The following is a 24988-nucleotide window of genomic DNA, read 5'->3' as shown; positions in this document are numbered from 1 at the left end:
AGAGGACACCCGCCCCGCCCGCCGGGAAACGCCCGCGGGGAAACGCCCGCCCGAAAACGCCGGAGCCGTCGCGCGGACAGGTGCCCGCGCGACGGCTCCGGAAGGCGGGGGCCCCGCAGGTCCGTCAGATCCTCGTCCGGGCCCCGACGGCCACCGTCAGCCGCCCGCGGAGCCGCCCCGGAACGCCGCGAGGATCCCCTCGGCGGCGAGCGTGGCCGTCAGCTCGCCCGCGCGCACCCGCCGTTCCAGCTCAGGCGCACGCGCCCGTACGTCCGGGTCGGAGCGCAGGCTCTCCAGCAGTTCGTCCCGGACCATGCTCCACACCCAGTCCACCTGCTGCTCGCTGCGCTTCGCCGCCAGCCGCCCCGTCGAGTCCAGCAGCGTGCGGTGCTGCTCCAGGGTGTCCCACACCGACTCCAGGCCCGTCGCCTCACGGGCACTGCAGGTGAGGACCGGAGGGGTCCAGGCGGTGTCGGCGGGGTGCATCAGCCGCAGGGCGCCCGCCAGTTCGCGCGCGGCCGAGCGCGCCTCGCGCTCGTGCGGGCCGTCCGCCTTGTTCACCGCGATGACGTCCGCCAGCTCCAGGACGCCCTTCTTGATGCCCTGGAGCTGGTCACCCGTACGCGCCAGGGTGAGCAGCAGGAAGGTGTCGACCATGCGGGCCACCGCGGTCTCCGACTGGCCGACCCCGACCGTCTCCACCAGCACCACGTCGTAACCCGCCGCCTCCATCACCACCATGGACTCGCGGGTCGCCTTCGCCACCCCGCCCAGCGTGCCCGCCGAGGGCGAGGGGCGGACGAACGCGTGCGGGTCCACCGCGAGGCGTTCCATCCGGGTCTTGTCGCCCAGGATGGAGCCGCCGGTGCGGGTGGACGACGGGTCCACGGCGAGCACCGCGACCCGGTGCCCCAGACCCGTCAGCAGGGTGCCGAGCGCGTCGATGAAGGTCGACTTGCCGACCCCGGGCACCCCGCTGATCCCGACCCGCCGGGCCCGGCCCGCGTGCGGAAGCAGCCTGCTCAGCAACTCCTGGGCCAGCACCCGGTGGTCGGGGCGGGAGGACTCGACGAGGGTGATCGCGCGCGCGACGAACGCGCGCCTCCCGTCGAGCACGCCCTTGGCGTAACTCTCGATGTCGATCGTCGGGGCCATCGGGTCAGCGGCTCACAGCTCGTGCCCGAGTGCGGCACCGAGCCGCCGCACCAGGTCGTACGCCGCGTCCGGGATGACCGTGCCCGGCGGGAAGACCGAGGCCGCGCCCGCCTCGTGCAGGGCTTCGACGTCCTGCGGCGGGATCACCCCGCCCACCACGATCATGATGTCCTCGCGCCCCTCGGCCGCCAGCTCCTCCCGCAGTGCGGGAACGAGCGTGAGGTGACCGGCGGCCAGCGACGAGACGCCCACGACGTGCACGTCCGCCTCGACCGCCTGCCGCGCCACCTCGGCGGGCGTCTGGAACAGCGGGCCGACGTCCACGTCGAAGCCCAGATCGGCGAAGGCCGAAGCGATCACCTTCTGGCCGCGGTCGTGGCCGTCCTGGCCCATCTTCGCGACCAGGATGCGCGGGCGGCGCCCCTCCGCCTCCTCGAAGGCGTCGACCAGCGCGCGGGTACGGTCCACCGACGGGGACTCTCCTGCCTCTTTGCGGTACACCCCGGAGATCGTACGGATCTGGCCGGCGTGGCGTCCGTACACCTTCTCCAGCGCGTCCGAGATCTCGCCCACGGTCGCCATGGCGCGTGCCGCGTCCACCGCCAGCGCCAGCAGGTTGCCCTCCAGGTCCGGGCCCGGGGCGCGCCCCGCCGCCTCGCTCAGCGCGCGCAGCGCGTCCTGGCAGGCCTGCTCGTCCCGCTCCGCCCGCAGCCGCCGCAGCTTCTCGATCTGCTGGGCGCGCACGGAGGAGTTGTCGACCGAGCGGACGTCGATCTTCTCGTCGGTCTCCACGCGGTACTTGTTGACCCCGACGACCGGCTGGCGGCCCGAGTCGATGCGCGCCTGGGTCCGGGCGGCGGCCTCCTCGATCCTCAGCTTGGGGATGCCCGCGTCGATGGCCTTCGCCATGCCGCCGGCCGCCTCCACCTCCTCGATGTGCTGCCAGGCCCGCCGGGCCAGGTCGTACGTCAGCTTCTCCACGTACGCGCTGCCGCCCCACGGGTCGATGACCCGCCCGGTGCCCGACTCCTGCTGGAGGAGCAGCTGCGTGTTGCGGGCGATGCGCGCCGAGAAGTCGGTGGGCAGGGCCAGCGCCTCGTCGAGCGCGTTGGTGTGCAGCGACTGCGTGTGCCCCTGGGTGGCTGCCATCGCCTCCACACAGGTGCGGGTGACGTTGTTGAACACGTCCTGCGCGGTCAGCGACCAGCCCGAGGTCTGCGAATGGGTGCGCAGAGAAAGGGACTTGGGGTTTTTCGGCTCGAACTCCCGGACCAGCTTGGCCCAGAGCAGCCGCGCTGCCCGGAGCTTCGCGATCTCCATGAAGAAGTTCATTCCGATCGCCCAGAAGAACGACAGCCGGGGCGCGAACGCGTCCACGTCAAGTCCCGCGTCCCGCCCGGCCCGCAGGTACTCCACCCCGTCCGCCAGGGTGTAGGCCAGCTCCAGGTCGGCCGTGGCTCCGGCCTCCTGGATGTGGTAGCCGGAGATGGAGATCGAGTTGTAGCGCGGCATCTTCCGCGAGGTGTACGCGAAGATGTCCGAGATGATCCGCATGGAGGGGGCGGGCGGATAGATGTAGGTGTTGCGGACCATGAACTCCTTGAGGATGTCGTTCTGGATGGTCCCGGCCAGCTTCTCGGGCGGTACGCCCTGTTCCTCGGCGGCCACGATGTACAGCGCCAGCACGGGGAGCACCGCGCCGTTCATCGTCATCGACACCGACATCCGGTCCAGCGGGATGCCGTCGAAGAGCTGCCGCATGTCGAGGATGGAGTCGATCGCCACACCCGCCATGCCGACGTCGCCGGTGACCCGGGGGTGGTCGCTGTCGTACCCCCGGTGCGTGGGCAGGTCGAAGGCGACGGAGAGCCCCTTCTGCCCGGCCGCGAGGTTGCGCCGGTAGAAGGCGTTGGACTCCTCGGCCGTGGAGAACCCGGCGTACTGACGGATCGTCCACGGCTGGTTGACGTACATCGTCGGGTAGGGGCCGCGCAGGTACGGGGCGATGCCGGGGAAAGTGTCGAGGAAGTCGATCCCCTCCAGATCGGCCTCGGTGTACAGCGGCTTGACGGTGATTCCCTCGGGGGTCTCCCACAGCAGGTCGTCCACCGAACTGCCGGTCGACTCCTTCACCGCGGCCCGCCACCGGTCGGCCGGGGGCGCCGGGGGAGTGTCCGCGTCCAGCGGGACGGCGGAGAAGTCCGGGACGGGGCTCGTGGGGCTCCCGGATGCCGAGGAGGTCTCGGGGTTCTGCATCACGCCACTCCCAGTCGGTCGAGTACGGAGGAGAGCACGGCGACGGCGTCGCAGCCGGCGAAGACGTATCCGTCGACCCCGTCCACCTCGCCGGGGCGGCCGGCGAGCAGGACACGGCCGGCTCCGGCGGCCACCAGCGCCGCGGCCACCGAGGCCGCCTCCTGCTCGTACACCGCGTCGGAGGAGCAGAGGCAGGCGATCGCTGCGCCGGACGCGGCGAACGCGTCGGCCACCGTCGCGGCGTCCACGGTGACGGGCCGGTGGACGGTCTCGACGCCGCCGGCCTGGAAAAGGTTCGCGGCGAAGGAGGCCCGGGCGGTGTGCGCCGAGGCGGGGCCGAGAGCCGCCAGGAAGACCTTCGGGCGGGCTCCCGTGGTGGCGAGATGGGCGTCCGACCGGCTCCGCAGCGCCTCGAACGCCTCGTCGCGGCGGACCTTCGGCAGGCCGCCGGACGGAGCGGCGGGCGCCGCCTCGCGCTCCACCGGGCGCTCGTCCAGGTACGGGAACTCGCTGACCCCCGTCACCGGCTCCTTGCGGCGCGCCAGGTCGCGGGAGCGCTTCTCCCAGGTCGCGGCGAGCCGTTCGGCGACCAGACCCGAGGCGGTGGCCGCCTCCAGGCCGCCCGCGCGCTCGATCTCCTGGAAGAACGCCCAGGCGGCGACGGCCAGTTCCTCGGTGAGGCGCTCCACGTACCAGGAGCCGCCCGCCGGGTCGACGACACGGGCCAGGTGCGACTCCTCCATCAGGATGGTGGAGGTGTTCCGGGCGATCCGCCGGGCGAAGGCGTCCGGCAGCCCGAGCGCCTCGTCGAAGGGGAGGACCGTCACCGCGTCGGCGCCGCCGACCCCGGCGCCCAGAGCGGCCAGCGTCGTGCGGAGCATGTTCACCCAGGGGTCGCGCCGCGTCATCATCACCGACGAGGTCACCGCGTGCTGGCGCTGGGCACCCGCGCCGGGCTCGCCGCAGGCCTGCGCGACCCGCGCCCACAGCCGGCGCGCGGCCCGCAGTTTGGCGATCGTCAGGAACTGGTCGGCGGTGGCCGCGTAACGGAACTCCAGCTGCGAGCAGGCCGCCTTGACGGACAGCCCGGCGGCGGTCAGCGCCCGGAGGTACGCCACCCCGGTGGCGAGCGAGAGGCCCAGCTCCTGGGCCACGCCGCCACCGGCCTCGTGGTAGGGCAGCGCGTCCACGCTCAGCGCCCGCAGCCCCGGGTACTCCCGGGCGCACCGTGCGGCCCACTCGACCGCGGTGGTCAGGTCGGGCGTGTCACCCGTACGGGCCGACCCGCCCAGCGGATCGATGCCGAGCCCGCCGCGTACGGCCTTTGGGGCGACACCCCGGTCCGCGTACAGCCGCACCAGCTCGGCCGCCGCGGCGCCGGAGTCGTCCCCGGCGTCGAGCGCCACCGGCGCGAGGTCGAGGAGGACGCCGTCCAGCGCCCGGTCGAGCCCGGAGACCGGCACACCGCCGGGGCCGCCGACGCCGAGCCACAGCGAGGTGACGCCGTTCTCCAGATCGGCGAGCAGGGCCTCGTTGAGCCGGAACGGGTCGGTCAGCGCGTGGCGCTGCCGTACGTCCCAGCCGCCCGCCGCGTTCCCGGCGGGTCCGCCACCTCGGACGAAGGGCGCGAAACCGGGCAGCCCGGCCGGGGGTGCGTCGCTGCGGGAGGTGTACAGGGGGCGGGTGGTGAGCCCGTCCTCCAACGTCGTGGACAGGGCTTCCAGCGCGGCCTCGCCCGTGACGTCCTTGCCCGACTTGCGCAGCACACCCTCGACGAGGGTCTGCCACTGCTCCGGGGAGGCGTCAGCGAACTCGGCGGCCAGGGGGAGCCCGTCAGCAGGCAGGACCGTCATGCCCAGATGCTAGGGCAGTCCGGCGGGGGACCAGCAGAGGATTCGGCTGTGACCTATCCCTCTCCGGTGCGCGTCCGGACGTGCACACAGCGTGTCGCGGGGGCGGTCGGCGAGGACGACCCGACGCCCCCGTTCCGGGCCGGGCCCCGCCGGTCGCGCTCGCCTTCAATGGATCTTCATTCGATCGGTTGATCCGGCCTGGGCCCGGATCGGGGCCGGGCCGTCCCTCGTGGACGGCGAGCCCGGCGAGGGCCGACGACGGTGCGAACCGGCGTCGGGGCGGTCCGGGGCGTGCGTGGACCGCCGTCCGCGGGCGGCCCGCGGGGCCCGCGCTCCCGTCACCGAAGGGCCGGTCCGCTCCGGCGCTTTCCGTTGTCGAATCGTCGAATCGCCACTGACATGCGACGTTGATACGTAAATGCGCAAAACGTCGGGAAAGAGGCAGTTCATCGTGCAGACCGCCCGGGCCGTCCCGGCCACCACCGTCGTCAATCTGCGGGATCTGGGCGGCATCGCCCTGGGCCACGGCCAGCGGTTGCGGCAGGGGATCCTCCTGCGTTCGGGCCAGCTGAGCGAACTCGATCCCGAGCACGACATGGCGGTCGCCGCCCTCGGTGTCCGTACGGTCGTCGATCTGCGGACCGCCGACGAGCGCCACTGGGCCCCGGACCGGCTGCCCCCGAGAGCCAGACTCTTCGTCGCCGACGTGCTGGGCGGCAATCCCGGGGTCGCCCCGGCCCGGCTCAGGGCCCTGCTCGCCGACCCGGCCGCCGCCGAGGAGGCGCTGGGCGGGGGCCGGGCGGAGGAGGTGTTCGCGCAGACGTACCGTCAGATGGTGCTCTCCCCGGGGGCGTCGGCCGCCTACCGCGCCTTCCTGGAGACGGCGGCGGACGCCTCGGCCCGGCCCGTCCTCTTCCACTGCACCGCGGGGAAGGACCGTACCGGCTGGGCCACCGCGGTGCTGCTGATGATCCTGGGGGCGTCCCGGGAGACCGTCCGGGCCGAATTCCTCGCGGTCAACCCCGCCGTGCGCCTCGCCTTCGCCCCCTCCGTGCAGCGCTTCCTCGACGCGGGAGGCGATCCGGCCATCGCCTCCGCCGTCATCGAGGCGCGGCCCCATTACCTCGACGTGGCGCTGGACGCCATGGAGGAGCGGTGGGGCGGGCTCGACGGCTATGTGCGCAGCGGGCTGAGGCTGCCGGAGCCGGTGGTGGAGCGGCTGCGCCAGGAGCTGACCGTCCCCGTCGGCGTACCGGTGTAGACCCAGGGGCGCGTACGGGGGAACGCCCCGGCGGCCGGGAGGCACGCGGACGGTGTGTCCGTGTTCCTCCCGGCCGCTCGTGTTCCGGGGCCTCGGGGCCGGGCTCCCGGCGGGCGGAGCCGGGTGGCTCAGACCGCCAGCAGCCGGTCGGTGAGGTCGCGGTAGTGCTGCAGCACGATCCGCAGCTGTTCCGTCCGCTCGCCGTTCTGCCCGCCCGCGTCGTCCGCCTGCTCCTCACTGCGCAGTGCGGTGCTCCGGTCGGTGAGCGCCTTGACCAGGTTCTGGGTGACCGCGTCGAGGGTCTCGCCGGCCTCCCGGACCGCGCGCCGCGGGTCCTCCACGAAGTCGCTGACCGCGTGGCGCATCCGCCGCTCCAGCTCGTCGTGGTCGGTTCCGCCGAGCAGGGCCCCGTCGGCGTGGTCCAGGCCGTGTCCGTCGTGCGCGGCGGTGCCGGAAGCGGTGCGGGCGCCGGAGGCCTCCCGGCGTGTTCCGGCACGGCCCACGGGGTCCGTACGGTCCGTGCCGTGCGTGCGGCCCACGCCGTCCACGCCGTCCACGCGGTCCGGGTCCCGCTTCGCGCCGAGGGTGCCGGTGCGGTCGGGGGCCGCCGCGTCCGTCGTACCCGTACCGTCGGCCGGACGGTCGGCGCGGTCCCCCGCGAGGTTCCGGTCGGTGCGGCCGGCGGGGCTCCCGGCGGTCTCGGGGGCATGTAGGGGCCTGGGACCCGCGGCGCTCTCCGGGGCGGCGCCGGAGGGCTCGGGGACCGCGCCGGAGGGTTCGGGGAACGCCGTCCGCGTCCGGTCGTCCGTGCGCCGGGCGTCCGCCGCCCCGCCGGACCGCTCGCCGCCGGTCCGCTCGCCGTCCATCCGCTCACCGTTCGTAGAAGATCCGTACGTCATGACGTCACACTTCCCTTCGCGTGGTGCTGCTTCCTCATGTCTGTGGTCCGGCCCCGCTCGGCCGGTTCGGCCGTCCGCTTCCCGAGCAGTGCGTCGAAGAGCCCGTGGGCCTCGACGAGGGTCTGGCGCAACTCCTCGGTGCCGCCGGAACCATCGCGCGCCGCGTGCACGCGGCGGTAGGCGTCGACCCGCGTGGCGTGGTGGACCGACAGGGCCTCCGCGCGCTCCTCGGCACTGCCCGCCTCCGGGAAGCCGCGCTCCCGGGAAAGCTCGTCGAGAAGGTCACCGGCCTCGGCGACCGCGTCCTCGGGAGCGTCGACGAACCGCTCCTGCACCCGGGTCCAGCGTGCGGTGTACCGCTCCCGCGCCTCGGCCGACAGCGGTTGTCCGCCGATCGAACCGTGCCGCTTCACCCGCTCTTCCAGCTCCTGCTCGGCGAGCTTGGCGTCGCCCTGATGGCGGGCGAGCACCCGGTCGTACTCGGGTCCGAAGCGGCGCTTCAACCCGGCGCCGCCGGTCGCCCGCCCGCGCAGAAGGAGCCAGCCGGCGATCGCCGCGAGGACGACGACACCGACGATGATCAGTACGGTCGTCATGATCGACGCTCCCCCCGTTCGCTGTCCGGTACGCAGTTCTCTCGCACAGTGGTCAACTCCCTCCGGTCCGGGCTTCGGCCGGTTGATCCGGCCGAGCGGGGTGCGTGAAGTCGTGTACCCCCGACCAGCAGTTCGAGACAGCGTCGTTGCGCGCAACGGCGTCCGGGTACCGTGAAAGGGTCCTGGCCGGAGTACGGAAGAGGTGTCCCGTGACCGAACGGAAGCCCCCTGGCGTCAGTTTCGATTCGTGGGTGGACCGGCAGATCCACGAGGCCGAGCAGCGTGGCGACTTCGCCTCCCTGCCGGGCTTCGGCAAGCCGCTTCCCGGACTGGGGCGCACCTACGACGAGGACTGGTGGATCAAGGAGAAGATGCAGCGCGAGGGGCTGTCGGTCCTGCCGCCCGCCCTCGCTCTGCGCAAGGAGGCGGAGGACGTCCGTCGCGCGATCACCGGGGCGGTCTCCGAGCGCCGGGTGCGGGAACTGCTGGACGCGATCAACGAGAAGATCGACGAGGCGGTTCGGATGCCCCCGCCCGGCCCGCCGCTCAACCTCGGGCGCTTCGACGTCGAGAAGACCGTCGGGGAATGGCGCGCGGCACGGACCGGCGGCCGGGACGGCGAGGCCCGGCCCGCCTGAAAGCCTGACGGCCGACGCCGCGGCGATGGTCGAACGGATGCGGTGCCGGCCGGGCGACGGGCCGGCACCGCATCCGTCGTCAGGGACGGCGGGGCGTTGCGGACGCCCCGCCGGTCCTGCGGGCGGACGTGGGACGAGTGGATCCGGTGGCAACCGTCCCGTGACCGCCGGAGGGCCGGTCCGTCGGGCGCCCGCAGGATCCCCTCCTGCCCCCGACGGCGATACTTGTCCCATGGACACGTGGAACACCGGCCCCGGCGCGGTACTCGTCAGGCGGGCGGTGGCCCGGGACGCCAAGCGGCTGACCCGGCTGGTCCGGGCGTCGCGGGCGTACGAGGGCCCCTGGGCGCCCATGGTCGAGGGCTACCGCGTGGGACCCGACTACATCGAGACCCACCGGGTCTTCGTCGCCGTCGACGGGGACGGCGGCCCGGTGCTCGGCTTCTACTCCCTCGTGCTCGGTCCGGGGCACGCGGGCGCACCGGGTGCCACCGGCGAACTCGACCTCATGTTCGTCGCCGACGCCGCCCAGGGACGGGGGATCGGCCGGTGCCTGATCGCGCACCTGCGCGAGGAGGCGGGCCGCGCCGGCCTCGACGCCGTCCGGGTGGTCTCCCACCCGCCCTCCGAGGGCTTCTACCGCAGCGTCGGCGCCGAACGCACCGGCACCGCACCCGCGACCCCGCCGTACGTGATGTGGGACCGGCCCGAACTGATGCTCCCCATTGCCTGAACGGCGTCCGCCCGGGACGGCGGCCCGTCCGGGGCTCCGCGCCCGTCACCCCGCAGGATTCGCCGCGACGGGCGCGGGGCCCGGGACGGCGGCCCGTCCGGGGCTCCGCGCCCGTCACCCCGCAGGATTCGCCGCGACGGGCGCGGGGAAGGCGTAGGAACCCGCCGCGGCGCACCGCCCCGGCGGTCCACGCCGACGAGGGGAGGCCCGCCGTGACGCTCGCGGGGGACGACGGACGCCAGGAGAGCGCCGAGGAACGGGCGGACCGGCGGTGGACGGACCTGCTCCAAGAGCTCAGGGTCGCGCAGACGGGCGTACAGATCCTCTTCGGCTTCCTGCTCGCCGTGGTGTTCCAGCCCCGGTTCGCCGAACTGGGCACCACCGACCGGACCATCTACGTCGTCACGGTGATACTGGGCTCCTCGACGGCCGCCGCCCTCATCGGCCCCGTCTCCTACCACCGGCTGCTCACCGGACGCCGGCTGAAGCCGCAGACCGTCACCTGGGCCTCCCGGCTCACGGTCCTCGGGCTCGTCCTGCTGTTCTGCACCATGTGCAGCGCGCTGCTGCTCATCCTGCGGGTGGCGCTCCACAACCAAGTGGCGCTCTGGCTCGTCGGCGGTATGGCGGTGTGGTTCGCCGTCTGCTGGTTCGTCTTCCCGCTGTGGGCGATCGCCCGTGACCACGGGCAGGACGCCACCGGTCCCACGGAGCCCTGAGCCGGGCGGCCCGGACCTTTGGCCCGGACTGCCTCAGGCCGAGCCCGCCTCCGGGCTGCTGGCGTCCGTGACGCCGAAGACCGCGCCGTCGGGGTCGCGCACCACGGCCTCGGTACCGCCCCGGACCTCGTCGAGGGCGATGACCGTACCGCCGGAGCTGCGGACCGCCTCCGCCGTCTCGGACACGTCCTCCACCAGGAACTGCACCTGCCAGTGAGGGCGCAGCACCGGATCGGGCGAGGCCTCCACCGCCCCGGAGCTGATCCGCGCCAGGGGGCGTCCCTCGAAGCGCACGATGACCTCGTCCTCCTCGTAGGAGACCTCGCAACTGCCCGGCCGGCCGCTGGCCCAGTCGAGTACCCCGCCGTAGAAGATCGCCGCGTCGAACGCGTTCCGCGTACGCAGCCGGAGCCAGGCGTACGAGCGGTCGGCGGGAGCGGACCGCGGAGAGGGGGCCGAGAGGCGCTCCCAGAGCCCGAAGACCGCGCCGTCCAGGTCGGACGCCAGCACCCCGCGCCCCTCGTTGAGCTTCAGCGGTCCCACCGCCACCGTCGCGCTGCGCTCGCGGACGCGTCCGGCCGCGACGTCCGCGTCCTGGACCGCGAAGTACGGCAGCCAGGCGACAGCGGTCTGGTACGAGGACGAGACGCCGCCGATGCCCGCCAGCGGCACGCCGCGCAGGCGGGCGACGCAGAACTCGGGGCCGAGTTTGCTGGGGTGGAAGGTCCAGCCCAGGGCGGCGCCGTAGAAGTGCTGCGCGGCTTCCAGGTCCCGGGTCAGCAGGTTGACCCAGCAGGGTGCCGCCGCGCCGGTCAGCGGCGCGGCGGCGGGGGGCGTACGGGGATCGCTTCCGGTCATCTTTCACACTGCCTTCGTCCGCTCGGGCGGGCCCGTCCGCCGACTGCCGCCGGGCCAGAACCAGCGTCGGCCGACCGGGCCGGTCCCGCAACACGCGGCCGGGCGCTTCCCCTGACCGGCCCCTTCAGACCCCGCCGCGGGGAGGTGCGTTGGTGATGTCGAGGTAGACGTGGTCGGCCTGGGGCCAGGTCCGGTTGATCGTCTCCCTGATGCGGACGGAGACCCGCTCGATCTCCTCGCTGTCGATGCCCGGCGACAGGTCGACCCGCGCGGCCACCAGGGTCGAGTCGAGCCCCAGCCGCATGGTGAGGAGGGACTCGACGTTGTCGATCTCCGCCTGGCGGCCGAGGAAGTCCCCGATGTCCTTGCGCAGCGCGGGATCGGCGGACTCGCCGATCAGCTGGTCGCGGGCGTCCCGGCCGAGCCGGAAGGCCACGTACACCAGCAGCAGTCCGATGGCGAGCGAGGCGGACGCCTCCCAGACGACGTTCCCGGTGACCAGGTGCAGTGCCATGCCGGCCATGGCGAGGACCACTCCGAGCACGGCGGTGGAGTCCTCCGCGACCACCGTGCGCAGCGCGGGGTCCTTCGCGCCGCCCTTCTCGCCCCGCACCTGGTGCAGGGCCCGGACGAGCGACGTGCCCTCGGCCACCAGTGCCACACCGAGGACGGCGAGGCCGACCGCGTAGCCGGACGGGGATTCCCGGTCGTGGCTGCGCAGCGCCTCGAAGCCCTGGAAGAAGGAGAAGCAGCCGCCCATGACGAAGATCCCCACCGCCGCCAGGAGGGACCAGAAGTACCGTTCCTTGCCGTATCCGAACGGGTGACGCGCGTCGGGCGGGCGACGGCTGCGCCGCAGCGCCGCGAGGAGGAAGACCTCGTTCACGCTGTCGGCGACGGAGTGCGCGGCCTCGGACAGCAGGGCCGGGGAGCCGGAGAGGAGGCCGCCCGCGGTCTTGGCGGCGGCGATCACCAGATTCGCCGCGAGGGCGACGAGCACGGTGACGCGGGTCCGCCGGTCGGCGGCCTTCCCGCTCTCCGCGCCCGCCGCCCCCGGGCCGGGTACGTCCGGCGGAGTTCCGGAAGAGCGGCGCTCGGTGCGTATCCCCTCAGTCACGGGGCCGGTCGCTCTCCGGCGGAGTGGTTCCCGTGTCGCGCTCCCCGAGTTCGTAAGGGGACAGGGCGTGGCCGTCGTCGGGGAAACGGTCCTCGCCGTGCACGTTCTCCTGCTGGATGTGCGAGCGGTGGGCCGGCGGGATGGGCTGTTCGTCGGCGCGCGGGGGCGGCAGCTCCTTGTCGCGGCGGCGCATGCCGAACCAGAAGGCGCCGATGAGCAGGGCCACGACAGCGACCGCGGCGATGATGAGGCCGGTCCCCAGCGCTCCGGAGACGGCGAGCGTGGAGGATGCGGCGGCCTGGGCTGCGTTCGATACGTCCATGCATGCCGGATACCCCGGATGCGGATCGTCAGACAGTCATTCATTCGATTTCATGTTTTGTAGCTATATGACCGGATAAGTGTTTTGTATGGTGAAAATTGGCTACACGATGATGACCGAGCAGACCGGCCCCCGGGAGCTGGTGGCGGACGTCGTCGCCGCCGAGCGCGCGGGATTCGACTTCTCCGTCACCTCCGACCACTCCTTCCCCTGGCTCTCCGAGCAGGGGCACGCCCCGTACGCCTGGACCGTCCTCGGCGCCGCGGCGCAGGCCACTTCGACCATCCCGCTCATGACGTACGTGACCTGCCCGACCGTGCGTTACCACCCGGCCGTCGTCGCCCAGAAGGCCGCGACACTCCAGATCCTGTCCGAGGGCCGCTTCCGGCTGGGGCTCGGATCGGGCGAGAACCTCAACGAACACATCACCGGCGCCGGGTGGCCGCGCGCCCGGGTCCGGCTCGACATGCTGGAGGAAGCGGCTCGCATCATCGGTGCCCTCTTCGACGGAGGCGTGGTGAACCATGCCGGTACCCACTTCCAGGTGGAGAACGCCCGGCTGTGGGACCTTCCGGAGACCCGGGTGCCGGTCGGGATCGCCGTCTCCGGACCGAAGTCCTGCGCCCTCGCGGGCGAACTGGCGGACCTCGTCGTCGCCACCGAGCCGAAGGCGGAACTGCTCGACGCCTTCGCCCGCCACGGCGGCGCCGGCAAACCCTCGGTCGGGCAGCTCCCCGTCTGCTACGACCCCGACCGGAACGCCGCCGTGGCCCGGGCGCACGAGCAGTTCCGCTGGTCGCTGGGCGGCTGGAAGGTCAACTCCGAGCTGCCGGGGCCGGACGGATTCGACCAGGCCACCGCGTACGTGCGCCCCGAGGACGTGGCCGGGGCGATCCCCTGCGGGAGCGACGTGGACGAGTTCACCGAAGCGGTCCGCGCCTACCGCGACGCGGGCTTCACCGAGATCGCCCTCATCCAGGTCGGCGGGGCGCACCAGCAGCCGTTCATCTCCTGGGCGGAGAAGAAGCTGCTGCCCGCGCTCCGCGCCCTGTAGGCCGTGTCCGGCCACTCCCGTCGGGCGGGCGGTCCGCGTGATCGCCACGCGTACGCGGTGACTTCCCGGGCAGGACCCGGGGCAGGCACTGGGCCGACTGCCGTATCCGTGTCGCCGACTTCCGGCCGCGGGGCGAGCCTGGGAGCGGGCCGGCTCCGCCGCGTCCGGCTCCCGAGAAAGGAACCATGGTGAACACCAGCGACAAGACCGCTTCCGAGCATCAGGAGAACTACGACGTCCTGGTCTCGCTGAGCGAGTGCACGACCGACGACGCGAGCACCGTGTTCGAGGTGCTCCGGCGCTCCTTCACCTCCGACCGGGCCGCCGCGGACGCGCCCGCCGACACGAACACGCCCCGCCCGACCGTCTGGTCCGCCACCGTCGACGTCTCCACGAAGAAGGAGGCCGCCGGGCCCGCCGCGCTCGCCGGACCGGTCACCCTCGACGTCCAGGGCGGCTACTGGGCGGTGGACCGGCTCCGGGGGCATCTCGGGGAGGTGTTCTCGGTCGAGACCGTCGGCACCGCGGCGGGGGACCAGGAAGAGGAAGTCAGGATGCGGCTCACCAGCCGCTGACCCACCCCCCCCGCACCGCCACCGTCCCGGCGGGCAGAAACGGAAGGCACCCGCGCATGGAACCCCACCGGCTGGTCGAGGACGCGGAGACCGTTCTCCGGATCCCCCAGGGAGAACCGGAGAACGGCGTGCCCGGCGGCCTCCCCGGCCATTCCACCGTCACCCTCCACGTCAACGGCGCCGCCAGGACGGTGACGCTCGACCACCGCACCACGCTCCTGGACGCCCTGCGGGAACACCTCGGCCTCACCGGGGCCAAGAAGGGCTGCGACCACGGGCAGTGCGGGGCCTGCACCGTCCTCGTCGACGGCCGCCGCGCCAACAGCTGCCTGCTGCCGGCCGTCGCCCAGGACGGTGCCCGCGTCACCACGGTCGAGGGGCTGGCCGAGAACGGCCGCCTCCACCCCCTGCAGGAGGCGTTCGTGGACCGCGACGCCCTCCAGTGCGGCTACTGCACCCCCGGCCAGATCTGCTCCGCCGTCGGCATGCTCGCCGAAGCGGAGGAGGGCTTCCCCTCGCACGCGACCGAGCCCGCCGCCCTCCCGGCGGGCGGGCCCGTGGCCCTCGGGCCCGAGGAGATCCGCGAGCGGATGAGCGGCAACCTCTGCCGGTGCGGCGCCTACCCGCACATCGTCGAGGCGATCGGGGACGTGGCCCGGTGAAACCCTTCGGCTATCTGCGGCCCGACTCCGTCGCCGAAGCGGTACGCGCGGTGGCGGCGCACCCCGGCGCCCGCTTCCTCGGCGGCGGGACCAACCTGGTCGACCTGATGAAGCTCGGCGTCGAGACGCCGGGTGTCCTCGTCGACGTCACCCGGCTGCCCCTGGACCGCACCGAACCCACCCCCGACGGCGGGCTGCGCGTCGGGGCGACCGTCCGCAACAGCGATCTCGCCGCGCACCCCCTCGTGCGCGAGCGGTACCCGGTGCTCTCCCAGGCGCTGCTCGCCGGGGCGTCGGGCCAGCTGCGCAACATCGCCACCACCGGCGGCAACCTCCTCCAGCGCACCCGCTGCCCGTACTTCCAGGACGTGTCCAAACCGTGCAACAAGCGGGCCCCCGGCACCGGTTGCCCCGCGCGCGAGGGTGCCCACCGGGACCTCGCCGTCCTCGGCCACTCCGAGAGCTGCGTCGCCACCCACCCCTCGGACCTCTCGGCCGCCCTCGCGGCGCTCGACGCCACCGTGGTGCTCCACGGGCCGGAGGGCGAACGGACCGTACCCGTCACCGGGTTCCACCGGCTGCCGGGGGAGAACCCGGACCAGGACACGGTGATCCGCCCCGGCGAGCTGATCACCGGGGTGGTCCTGCCCGCGCCGCCCGAGGGCTCGGCGCAGCTCTACCGCAAGGTCCGCGACCGGGCCTCGTACGCCTTCGCGCTCGTCTCGGTGGCCGCCGTCCTCACCGTGCGGGACGGCCGCGTCCAGCACGCGGCCCTCGCCTTCGGCGGTCTCGCCCACCGCCCCTGGCGGGCGACCGCGGCGGAGGCCGTGCTGCGCGGAGCCACGGCCACCACCGAGACCTTCGCCCGTGCCGCCTCCGCCGAACTCGCCGCCGCCCGGCCGCTGCGCGACAACGCCTTCAAGGTGGACCTCGCCCGCAGGCTGACCGTCGCCGCGCTCACCGAACTCACCGCACCGGCCACCGCCTGACCGGCCGGCACCCGCCCGCGCCCCGCACCCCGACTCGCCCGAGGACCCGTCATGAGCCACGCCCCCCAGCCGCTCGGTGCCCCCGTCGTCCGCCGCGAGGCCCGGGAGAAGGTCACGGGGTCGGCGCGCTACGCCGCGGAGCACACCCCGCCCGGCTGCCTGTACGCCTGGCCCGTCCCTGCCACCGTGCCCAGCGGGCGGGTGACCGCCGTCCGCACCGCCGACGCGCTCGCCCTCCCCGGCGTGCACACCGTGCTCACCCACGACAACGCGCCCCGCCTGCACACCCCCGACGATCCGACGCTCGCGGTGCTCCAGGACGACCGGGTCCCGCACCGGGGCTGGTACGTCGCGCTGGTGGTGGCCGACAGCCTCGAAGCGGCCAGGGCGGGAGCCGACGCGGTGGTCACCGAGTACGAGGTCGAACCCCACGACGTCGTCCTCACCGACGACCACCCCGGGCTGTACACCCCGGAGACGGCCAACGGCGGTTTCCCCGCTGTCCGGGAACGCGGCGACTTCACGCGGGCCTGGGAGGACGCGGAGAACCGGATCGACACGACGTACCGGATCGGCCCCCTGCACAACCACCCGATGGAGCCGCACGCCACCACCGCCCGATGGGCGGACGGCCGGCTGACCGTCCACGACTCCAGCCAGGGTTCCAGCACGGTCCGCGACACGCTGGCCGCCGTCTTCGGCATCGACACCGGCCGGGTGACCGCGATCTCCGAGCACGTCGGCGGCGGCTTCGGGTCGAAGGGCACGCCGCGCCCCCAGGTGGTGCTCGCCGCCATGGCCGCCCTGCACACCGGCAGCCCCGTGAAGCTCGCCCTGCCGAGGAAGCAGCTGCCCGCCGTCGTCGGCCACCGCGCGCCCACGGTGCACCGCGTCCGGATCGGCGCCGACGACGACGGGGTGATCTCCGCCCTCTGCCACGAGGTCGTCACCCACACCTCCACGGTCAAGGAGTTCGTGGAGCAGGCCGCCGTACCGGCGCGGATCATGTACGCCTCACCGCACAGCCGGACCGCGCACCGGGTGGCCGCCCTCGACGTCCCGAGCCCGTCCTGGATGCGCGCCCCCGGTGAGGCGCCCGGGATGTACGCCCTGGAGTCCGCGATGGACGAACTGGCCTGCGCGCTCGGCATCGACCCCGTCGAGCTGCGGGTACGCAACGAACCCGCCACCGAGCCCGACTCGGGGAAACCGTTCAGCAGCCGCAACCTCGTCGCCTGCCTGCGCGAGGGCGCCGAGCGCTTCGGCTGGCACCACCGCGACCGCCGCCCCGCCTCCCGCCAGGAGGGACGCTGGCTGCTCGGTACGGGCGTGGCCTCGGCGACGTACCCCGTCCTCGTCGGGCCCTCCTCGGCCTCCGCGCACGCCGCAGCCGACGGGAGCTTCCTCGTCGAGGTGAACGCCACGGACATCGGCACCGGCGCCCGTACCGTCCTCGCGCAGATCGCGGCCTCGGCGCTCTCCACCGGCGCCGACCGGGTCCGGGTCGCCCTCGGTGACAGCGACCTGCCCACCGCGCCGCTCGCCGGCGGCTCCTCCGGCACCGCCTCCTGGGGGTGGGCGGTGCACAAGGCCGCGACAGCCCTCGCCGCCCGGCTCGCCGCGCACTCCGGGCCGCTGCCCGCCGAGGGCATCACGGAGCGCGCCGACACCGGCGAGGAGACCGGCACCGAGTCCCCGTACTCCCGGCACGCCTTCGGCGCGCACTTCGCCGAGACCGCCGTCGACTCGCTCACCGGCGAGATCCGGGTACGCAGGCTGCTCGGCGTCTACGCCGCCGGACGCATCCTCAACGCCCGCACCGCACGCTCCCAGTTCATCGGCGGCATGGTCATGGGCATCGGGATGGCGCTGACCGAGGGCAGCACCCTGGACCCGGTGTACGGCGACTTCACCGAGAGCGACCTCGCCGCCTACCACGTACCGGCCTGCGCCGACGTCCCGGCCGTCGAGGCGCACTGGATCGACGAGGACGACCCCCACCTCAACCCGATGGGCAGTAAGGGGATCGGCGAGATCGGCATCGTCGGCACCGCCGCCGCCATCGGCAACGCGGTGCGCCACGCCACCGGGGCGCGGCTGACCGAACTCCCGCTCACCCCGGACAAGGTCCTGCCGTACCTGCCATAGGCGGTGCCCGCGATGCTCCGTACCCCGTAGGAGTCCCTTCCACCAGCGGCGACGGTCCAACTGTTGCGCACCCGGCCCAGCGGCGTCACCCTGAGGAGTGACGCAGAAGTGATGGCCGCTCACGCTTCGTGCTCAGGGGCCGTCGGTTCACGACGGACACGCACGTGGGCCTCGCGGTGAGGAGCCCCGACGATGACCGTTCCACTCGACCGGCACTATCTGGTCGAACTGCAGGTGTCGGCAGAGCGCGTTTCCCAGTTGCGGCGCATCGTCGCGGCGCACCTGCGCCACTGGAGTCTCGAACTGCACGTCCGCCCGGTCTGCCGGGCGCTGGAGGAACTGCTGACCAACGTCCACCGGCACGTCGGCGGCGACACCCCGTGCGTCGTCGAACTCCGCTGGACCGGCCGCCGTCTGACGGTGGCCGTGGCCGACGACGGCGCGGGGATGCCGAGGCTGCTCGCCTCCGGCGGCGGACTGAGCCGGGTCATGGCGCTCAGCGACAGCTGGGGCACCTGCCGCACCGATGACGGCAAAGTCGTCTGGTTCACCCGGTACGCCGAGGTGCCGCGCCCGACCGGCCTGCTGCCGCGTACACCGCCGGACACCGCTCCCGAGTCCCGGCCGCTGCCCGCCTCGGCCCTCGCCTGACCGTTCCTGCCACCCTGCCCGGCCGGTCCGGATCGCGCGCCCTCGGCACGCATGATCCGCGACGGCCGGGTAGGCGCTGCGACGGGGCCCGCGTTGCGCCGCACGCGAAGGCGCGGGACGGTCGAAGAACCCAGGCAAGGAGGCCACAGCCATGCCCATCGCGACGGTCAACCCCGCGAACGGCGAAACGCTCACGACGTACGAAGCGATCGGCGAGGCGGAGATCGAACGGCGGATCGCCACCGCGTACGACACCTTTCGCACCTACCGCACCACGGGCTTCGCCGAGCGGGCCGCCCTGCTGGAGAAGGCCGCGGACCTCCTGGACGCCGACCGCGACGCCATCGCCCGCACCATGACCCTCGAAATGGGCAAACCCCTGGCCGCCGCACGCGCCGAGGCCGCCAAATGCGCCAAGGCCATGCGCTGGTACGCGGCCCACGCCGAACGGCTGCTGGCCGACGAGCACCCCGCGGACGACGACGTCGAGGACTCCGGGGCCGTCCGCGCCCGGGTCCACTACCGGCCGCTCGGCGTGGTCCTCGCCGTGATGCCGTGGAACTTCCCGCTCTGGCAGGTGGTCCGTTTCGCGGCACCCGCGCTGATGGCGGGCAACACCGGGCTCCTCAAGCACGCCTCGAACGTCCCGCGGACCGCCCTCTACCTGGGCGACCTGTTCCGCCGGGCCGGCTTCCCCGCCGGGGCCTTCCAGGCCCTCCTGGTCGGCTCGGGTGCCATCGAGGCGATCCTGCGCGACGACCGGATCGCCGCGGCAACCCTCACCGGCAGCGAGCCCGCCGGCCGCGCCGTCGCCGCGACCGCCGGGGACACGGTGAAGAAGACCGTCCTCGAACTCGGCGGCAGCGACCCCTACCTCGTGCTGCCCTCCGCCGACGTCGAACGGGCGGCCAACACCGCCGTCACCGCCCGGGTCCAGAACAACGGCCAGTCCTGCATCGCCGCCAAACGCTTCATCGTCCACACCGACGTGTACGACGCCTTCGCCGAACGCTTCACCGCCGCCATGGACGCCCTCACGGTCGGCGACCCGCTCCAGGAATCCACCGACGTCGGCCCGCTCTCCACCGAACAGGGCCGCGCCGACCTGGAGGAACTCGTCGACGACGCCCTCGGCAAGGGGGCACGGGCCCTCTGCGGCGGGGGACGGCCCAAGGGGCTCGGCGGAGGACTGGAACACGGCTGGTTCTACCGACCCACCGTCCTTGCGGGGATCACCCCGCAGATGCGGATCCACCGCGAAGAGACCTTCGGCCCGGTGGCGACCCTCTACCGGGTCTCCGGGCTCGACGAGGCCCTGGAGATCGCCAACGACACCCCCTTCGGGCTGAGTTCCAACGTCTGGACCCGCGACCCGGACGACATGGAGGCGTGCGTCCGCGACCTGGAGGCCGGCGGCGTCTTCTTCAACGGCATGACCGCCTCCCACCCCGCGCTGCCCTTCGGCGGGGTGAAGCGCTCCGGCTACGGCCGGGAGCTCGCCGGCCACGGCATCCGGGAGTTCTGCAACGCGACCACCGTCTGGTACGGCCCCACGGAGGACGGTGGGGCATGACCGGGCCCCCGCACCCCCGGCAGCTGCCGTCCGGCCGCCGCACCCGGGCCAAAACCGCGTCCACCCCCGCCGTGCCCACACACGCCGCTTCCGTCGGCGCCGCGGCCACCCGCACTGTGCCCGCTTCCGCCGTGTCCACCCTCCAGGAGGAGACCCCCTCGTGACCAGCACCGCCGGGCAGCCGGCCCCCTCGACCACCGCGCTCGACGACGACGAGCTCGCCGCCCTCGACGCCCACTGGCGGGCCGCCAACTACCTCGCGGCGGGCCAGATCTACCTCATGGCGAACCCGCTGCTGGAGCAGCCCCTCGCCCGCGAGCACATCAAGCCGAGGCTGCTGGGCCACTGGGGCACCTCACCCGGGCTCAACCTCGTCCACACCCACCTCAACCGGGTGATCAAGGCGCGGAGCCGGCCGACGCTCTGCGTCTGGGGACCCGGACACGGCGGGCCCGCCGTACTCGCCAACTCCTGGCTGGAAGGCAGCTACTCGGAGACGTACCCCGACATCAGCCGGGACGCCGAAGGGATGGGAGCGCTGTTCAAGCAGTTCTCCTTCCCCGGCGGAGTGCCGAGCCACGTGGCACCCGAGACCCCCGGCTCCGTCCACGAGGGCGGCGAGCTGGGCTACGCCCTCGCCCACGCCTACGGCGCCGCCTTCGACCACCCCGACCTGCTCGTCGCCTGCGTCATCGGGGACGGGGAGGCCGAGACCGGACCGCTCGCTGCCTCCTGGCACTCCAACAAGTTCCTCGACCCGGTGCACGACGGGGCCGTGCTGCCGATCCTCCACCTCAACGGATACAAGATCGCCAATCCGGCGGTGCTGGCCCGCCTCCCCGAGGACGAACTCGACCGGCTGCTGCGCGGATACGGCCACGACCCCCTCCACGTCGGCGGCGACGATCCCGCGGAGGTCCACCGCGCCCTGGCCGCCGCGCTGGACACCGCGCTGGACCGGATCGGCGAGCACCAGCGCGCCGCCCGGGGCGGCCGGTCCACCGGGCGCCCCCGGTGGCCGATGATCGTCCTGCGTACGCCCAAGGGCTGGACCGGGCCCGAAGAGGTCGACGGGCTGCCCGTCGAAGGAACCTGGCGCGCCCACCAGGTCCCGCTCGCCGGAGTACGCGACAACCGTGACCACCTGCGGCAACTGGAAGCGTGGCTGCGTTCGTACCGGCCCGAGGAACTGTTCGACGACGCCGGCCGCCCCACCGCGCAGGTGCTCTCCGTGATCCCCGAGGGCGACCTCCGGCTGGGCGCGACCCCGTACGCCAACGGCGGACTGCTCCTGCGCGATCTGCCGGTGCCCCCGCTGGACGACCACGCCGTCACCGTCGACAAGCCCGGCGCGGCGTCCCACGAACCCACCCGGGTGCTCGGCCGACTCCTCGAAGGCGTCATGGCCGCGACCGCCGGGCGCCGGGACTTCCGGCTCGTCGGCCCGGACGAGACCGCGTCCAACCGGCTCGACGCCGTCTACGGCGCGAGCGGCAAGGCGTGGCAGGAGAAGATCCTGCCGACCGACGAGAACCTCGCCCGCGACGGCCGGGTGATGGAGATCCTCTCCGAACACCTCTGCCAGGGCTGGCTGGAGGGCTATGTGCTCACCGGGCGCCACGGGCTCTTCTCCAGTTACGAGGCGTTCGCCCACATCGTGGACTCGATGGTCAACCAGCACATCAAGTGGCTGCGCACCTCGCGCCGGCTGCCCTGGCGCCGCCCCATCGCCTCGCTGAACTACCTGCTCAGCTCGCACGTCTGGCGCCAGGACCACAACGGCTTCTCGCACCAGGACCCCGGATTCGTCGACCACATCCTCAACAAGAGCCCCGAGGTCGTCCGCGTCTACCTGCCGCCGGACACCAACACCCTGCTCTCCACCGCCGACCACGTGCTGCGCAGCCGCGACTACGTCAACGTGATCGTCTCCGGGAAGCAGCCGACCTTCGACTGGCTGACGATGGACCAGGCACGCGCCCACTGCGCCCGGGGCGCCGGGGTGTGGGAGTGGGCGGGTACGGAGGACGGCAGCCGCGAACCCGACGTGGTGCTCGCCTGCGCGGGAGACGTCCCCACCCTGGAGACGCTGGCCGCCGCCGACCTCCTCCGGCGCCATCTGCCCGACCTCGCCGTACGCGTGGTGAACGTCGTGGACATGACCCGGCTGCTGCCGCACGGCGAACACCCGCACGGCATGCCCGACTCCGAGTACGACGCCCTCTTCACCCGCGACAAGCCGGTCATCTTCGCCTACCACGGCTATCCGTGGCTGATCCACCGCCTCGCCTACCGCCGGGCCGGTCACGCCAACCTCCACGTACGCGGCTACAAGGAGGAGGGCACGACCACCACCCCGTTCGACATGGTGGTCCGCAACGACCTCGACCGGTACCGGCTCGTCATGGACGTGGTCGACCGGGTGCCCGGACTGGGCGTCCGCACCGTCGCGGTCCGCCAGGCGATGGCCGACGCACGGACCCGCCACCACGCCTACATCCGCGCGTTCGGCGAGGACATGCCGGAGGTGGCCGACTGGACCTGGACCGGCTGAGCCGACGGCTTCCTCCGGGGCCGCCCCGCGCCGGGGCGGTCCCGGCCGGTCCCCGCACGCTCCTCGCGGTGAGCGATCATGGTCGGGTCGAACGCCTGCCCGAGGAGAGCCGAACCGATGACACTGCGCTGCGCCGTACTCGACGACTTCCAGTCCGTCGCGACCACCGCCGCCGACTGGTCCCCCCTGGCGGGCCGGGTGGACGTGGTCTCCTTCCCCGAGCACTTCGCCACCGAGGACGAGACCGCCGACGCGCTCGCGTCCTTCGACATCGTGGTGACCCTGCGCGAGCGGGTCCCCTTCCCCGCCACCCTGCTCGACCGGCTGCCGCGCCTGCGCCTCCTCGTCGCCTCCGGCATGCGCAACTCCGTCATCGACTACGGGGCCGCCGCGCGCACCGGGGTCACCGTGTGCGGGACCGCCAGCGCCGGCACCCCGCCGGTGGAGCTCACCTGGGCCCTGCTGCTGGGCCTCGCCCGCGGCATCGTCCCCGAGGCCACCGCGCTGCGCACCGGGGGACCCTGGCAGTCGACGGTCGGCGCCGACCTGCACGGGCGGCGCCTCGGCCTGCTCGGGCTCGGCCGGATCGGCAGCCGGGTCGCCGCGGTCGGCCTCGCCTTCGGCATGGACGTGGTCGCCTGGAGCCCGAACCTCACCGCCGAGCGGACCGCCGAGGTGGGCACCGGGCTCGCGGCCTCCAAGGAAGAGCTCCTCGCCACCAGCGACTTCGTCTCCGTCCACCTGGCGCTCGGCGACCGCAGCCGGGGTCTGATCGGCGCCCCGGAGCTGGCGCTGATGGGCCCGGACGCCTACCTCGTCAACACGTCGCGGGCCGCCATCGTCGACCAGGACGCCCTGCTCTCGGCGCTCCGCGCCGGGACCATCGCGGGCGCGGCCGTCGACGTCTTCGACATCGAGCCCCTGCCCGCGGACCACCCGATGCGCACCGCCCCGCGCCTGCTGGCCACCCCGCACCTGGGGTACGTGTCCCGCGCCAACTACGCGGCCTACTACGGCGACGCGGTCGAGGACATCGAGGCGTACCTCGCCGGATCGCCGGTCCGGCTCCTGGGGGCGTGAACCGGACCGGGCGGTCCTGGGCGGCGCCGCTCAGGAGCGTGGCCGGCGCCGCCCACCAGGGCGGGCGGCGTTGCCCGTGAGCTGGGACGGCACCGCTCAGTAGCGCAAGGCCGCCGCGATCCGGTGGTGCTCGTTCAACGTGTCGTCCGGGAGGAACACGACCTCGGCGCCGCTGTCGAGGGCCGTTTCGACGAGTTCGTCCACCACGTCCTCGCGGACCGTCGCGTCGCCCGGTGCCACCTCCTCGTCGCCCACCGGCACGAGGTGACCCTCGGCCGTGCGCGCCGTCTCCTGGAAGTGCTCCTCCACCACCACCAGCCCGGCGCGTCCCTCCCGCACGGCGGTCCACACCTCGTCGAGCCCGCCCGCGAAGGTCTTGGCGCCGCGTGCGCCGTCGAGCCGGGAGCGTACGTCGGCGGCGCGGCGCTCCGCGTGTTCGGCCATCGCCGCACCGAGCTCCGCCAGCAGCGCCGCCGGCGTGATGTCGGCGGGGGCTCCCTTGGCGACCCGGCCGACCGCCGCGTGGGCGCCCTCGCCGGCGTCGTCCAGCAGGGCGAGCGCGGGCGGCAGGCCGACCAGGTACAGGGGGCGCGGGTCCGCGGCGAGTACCGCGCGCAGCTTCTCGTCGACCGTGCGGAGGAACTGGCGGGTCTCCTCGTCGGTGTACGTGCTCGGGGTGTCCCCGATCCGTTCCATCCGCTGCGGGTTCGGCGCCTCGCTCGGCGCGGTCAGCGGAAACCCGCCCTTCTCCTCCAGATGGACGGAGTCCGCGGTGCCGCCCCACAGGGCCGCGTGGTCGGCGGCGACGGTCAGCGCCCAGTACGGCTGGGACTGCGCCTTGGCCGCCACCAGGTTGCGGGTCAGGTACGTGTCGCTCAGCACCACCCGCTCGGGAGCGGTACGCGGCAACTGCCAGATCTGGTACTCCTCCGTGCTCACCAGGAGCACCAGCGACTCCAGGGCCCTGCGCGCGTCCACCTCGGCCACCGCGCGGTCCAGCTGCGCCCGCAGCGCGGCGGCGGTCTCCCGGGACACCCTCGGGTCCGCCTCCAGCCGGCTCGTGGCCTCGGCGACCAGATTGCGCAGCCGTACGGCGTCCTGGGCGTTGTCCGGGGCGCGGCGGTGGGTCGGCATCGTCAGGGACAGAACCGGATAGGGGCGGGTCGTCCGCAGTTCCTTGAGCACTCCGGTGGTCAGGGCGTCCGTGTCCATCGTTCCCTCCCAGGGGGTTCGATTCCGGTGGGGGCCCTGCGCGGTGTCCCGCGGGGCCCGGGCCCTTCCCCGTACCAGCGACG

General features: G+C 73.6%; 23 protein-coding genes. 14 read left to right on the top strand and 9 right to left on the bottom strand.

What is annotated here, in order from left to right; genetic code table 11:
- Positions 1-156 precede the first annotated feature (156 nt).
- From meaB to ACFWEE_RS21200, 3 genes are read right to left on the bottom strand one after another with little or no spacing between them, the layout of a single operon-like run.
- Entirely contained in the window at positions 157-1155 is a 999-nt protein-coding gene (meaB, locus tag ACFWEE_RS21210) for a methylmalonyl Co-A mutase-associated GTPase MeaB (RefSeq protein ID WP_386891149.1), read from the bottom strand.
- 12 nt (positions 1156-1167) lie between these two features.
- On the bottom strand, positions 1168-3411 hold the full coding sequence (gene scpA / locus ACFWEE_RS21205) for a methylmalonyl-CoA mutase (RefSeq protein WP_386891147.1): 2244 nt from the start codon (positions 3409-3411) through the stop codon (positions 1168-1170).
- Positions 3411-5264 carry a methylmalonyl-CoA mutase family protein gene (locus ACFWEE_RS21200; protein ID WP_386891146.1) on the bottom strand — a complete coding sequence of 618 codons (1854 nt, stop codon included), beginning with the start codon at positions 5262-5264 and terminating at the stop codon, positions 3411-3413. Before ACFWEE_RS21200 ends, scpA begins: the two co-directional genes overlap by 1 nt.
- Before the next feature lie 451 nt (positions 5265-5715).
- Here ACFWEE_RS21200 and ACFWEE_RS21195 point away from each other — a divergent pair, with 451 nt between their 5' ends.
- Positions 5716-6525: a tyrosine-protein phosphatase gene (locus ACFWEE_RS21195; RefSeq protein ID WP_386891165.1), complete on the top strand. Its 810-nt coding sequence runs from the start codon at positions 5716-5718 to the stop codon at positions 6523-6525.
- Positions 6526-6653: 128 nt separating this feature from the next.
- Here the strand turns inward: ACFWEE_RS21195 and ACFWEE_RS21190 are convergent, their stop codons facing one another.
- Positions 6654-7424 (bottom strand): hypothetical protein, encoded by a 771-nt coding sequence (locus ACFWEE_RS21190; protein WP_386891144.1) that lies wholly within the window; start codon positions 7422-7424, stop codon positions 6654-6656.
- Complete coding sequence (locus ACFWEE_RS21185) at positions 7421-8020, bottom strand: hypothetical protein (protein ID WP_386891142.1); 600 nt, start codon at positions 8018-8020, stop codon at positions 7421-7423. The genes ACFWEE_RS21190 and ACFWEE_RS21185 overlap by 4 nt, the downstream gene beginning before the upstream one ends.
- Positions 8021-8229: 209 nt before the next feature.
- Between ACFWEE_RS21185 and ACFWEE_RS21180 the strand changes: the two genes are divergently transcribed.
- From ACFWEE_RS21180 to ACFWEE_RS21170, 3 genes are all read left to right on the top strand, one after another.
- Positions 8230-8658, top strand: a complete 429-nt coding sequence (locus tag ACFWEE_RS21180) for a DUF1992 domain-containing protein (protein WP_386891140.1) — start codon at positions 8230-8232, stop codon at positions 8656-8658.
- Positions 8659-8890: 232 nt separating this feature from the next.
- Complete coding sequence (locus tag ACFWEE_RS21175; protein WP_386891138.1) at positions 8891-9391, top strand: GNAT family N-acetyltransferase; 501 nt, start codon at positions 8891-8893, stop codon at positions 9389-9391.
- Between the two features lie 212 nt (positions 9392-9603).
- Entirely contained in the window at positions 9604-10110 is a 507-nt protein-coding gene (locus tag ACFWEE_RS21170) for a DUF6328 family protein (protein WP_386891136.1), read from the top strand.
- A 33-nt stretch (positions 10111-10143) separates the two neighbouring features.
- Here the strand turns inward: ACFWEE_RS21170 and ACFWEE_RS21165 are convergent, their stop codons facing one another.
- The 3 genes from ACFWEE_RS21165 to ACFWEE_RS21155 form a co-directional block, all read right to left on the bottom strand.
- On the bottom strand, positions 10144-10968 hold the full coding sequence (locus ACFWEE_RS21165) for a VOC family protein (protein WP_386891135.1): 825 nt from the start codon (positions 10966-10968) through the stop codon (positions 10144-10146).
- Between the two features lie 124 nt (positions 10969-11092).
- Positions 11093-11968: a cation diffusion facilitator family transporter gene (locus ACFWEE_RS21160; protein ID WP_386891164.1), complete on the bottom strand. Its 876-nt coding sequence runs from the start codon at positions 11966-11968 to the stop codon at positions 11093-11095.
- A 109-nt stretch (positions 11969-12077) separates the two neighbouring features.
- Complete coding sequence (locus ACFWEE_RS21155) at positions 12078-12407, bottom strand: DUF6479 family protein (RefSeq protein ID WP_386891133.1); 330 nt, start codon at positions 12405-12407, stop codon at positions 12078-12080.
- 88 nt (positions 12408-12495) lie between these two features.
- On the opposite strand from ACFWEE_RS21155, the gene ACFWEE_RS21150 reads away from it, so the two are divergent.
- The 10 genes from ACFWEE_RS21150 (at position 12496) to ACFWEE_RS21105 (ending at position 23693) form a co-directional block, all read left to right on the top strand.
- Positions 12496-13461 (top strand): LLM class F420-dependent oxidoreductase, encoded by a 966-nt coding sequence (locus ACFWEE_RS21150; protein ID WP_386891131.1) that lies wholly within the window; start codon positions 12496-12498, stop codon positions 13459-13461.
- 185 nt (positions 13462-13646) lie between these two features.
- Positions 13647-14036, top strand: a complete 390-nt coding sequence (locus tag ACFWEE_RS21145) for a hypothetical protein (protein ID WP_386891130.1) — start codon at positions 13647-13649, stop codon at positions 14034-14036.
- 56 nt (positions 14037-14092) lie between these two features.
- Positions 14093-14698, top strand: coding sequence for a (2Fe-2S)-binding protein (locus ACFWEE_RS21140; RefSeq protein WP_386891129.1), 606 nt, complete (start codon positions 14093-14095; stop codon positions 14696-14698).
- Positions 14695-15687 (top strand): FAD binding domain-containing protein, encoded by a 993-nt coding sequence (locus tag ACFWEE_RS21135; RefSeq protein WP_386891127.1) that lies wholly within the window; start codon positions 14695-14697, stop codon positions 15685-15687. The genes ACFWEE_RS21140 and ACFWEE_RS21135 overlap by 4 nt, the downstream gene beginning before the upstream one ends.
- 51 nt (positions 15688-15738) lie before the next feature.
- Complete coding sequence (locus tag ACFWEE_RS21130) at positions 15739-17835, top strand: xanthine dehydrogenase family protein molybdopterin-binding subunit (protein ID WP_386891125.1); 2097 nt, start codon at positions 15739-15741, stop codon at positions 17833-17835.
- 192 nt (positions 17836-18027) lie between these two features.
- Positions 18028-18486, top strand: coding sequence for an ATP-binding protein (locus tag ACFWEE_RS21125; protein WP_386891123.1), 459 nt, complete (start codon positions 18028-18030; stop codon positions 18484-18486).
- Between the two features lie 151 nt (positions 18487-18637).
- Entirely contained in the window at positions 18638-20059 is a 1422-nt protein-coding gene (locus ACFWEE_RS21120) for an NADP-dependent succinic semialdehyde dehydrogenase (RefSeq protein ID WP_386891121.1), read from the top strand.
- The gene (locus tag ACFWEE_RS21115; RefSeq protein ID WP_386891119.1) at positions 20056-20223 is read left to right on the top strand and encodes a hypothetical protein; all 168 of its coding nucleotides are present in this window, start codon (positions 20056-20058) and stop codon (positions 20221-20223) included. Before ACFWEE_RS21120 ends, ACFWEE_RS21115 begins: the two co-directional genes overlap by 4 nt.
- On the top strand, positions 20220-22613 hold the full coding sequence (locus ACFWEE_RS21110) for a phosphoketolase (protein ID WP_386891118.1): 2394 nt from the start codon (positions 20220-20222) through the stop codon (positions 22611-22613). The genes ACFWEE_RS21115 and ACFWEE_RS21110 overlap by 4 nt, the downstream gene beginning before the upstream one ends.
- 117 nt (positions 22614-22730) lie before the next feature.
- Positions 22731-23693, top strand: a complete 963-nt coding sequence (locus tag ACFWEE_RS21105) for a D-2-hydroxyacid dehydrogenase family protein (RefSeq protein ID WP_386891117.1) — start codon at positions 22731-22733, stop codon at positions 23691-23693.
- A gap of 96 nt (positions 23694-23789) precedes the next feature.
- Here ACFWEE_RS21105 and ACFWEE_RS21100 read toward each other — a convergent pair whose 3' ends face one another.
- On the bottom strand, positions 23790-24905 hold the full coding sequence (locus ACFWEE_RS21100) for a chemotaxis protein (RefSeq protein WP_386891115.1): 1116 nt from the start codon (positions 24903-24905) through the stop codon (positions 23790-23792).
- Between the last annotated feature and the right edge of the window lie 83 nt (positions 24906-24988).

This window comes from Streptomyces sp. NPDC060184 (assembly GCF_042728795.1).
Taxonomy (GTDB): Bacteria; Actinomycetota; Actinomycetes; order Streptomycetales; family Streptomycetaceae; genus Streptomyces.
Note: the sequence above shows the minus strand (reverse complement) of the source record. Positions and strands in the feature narration are given on the sequence as shown.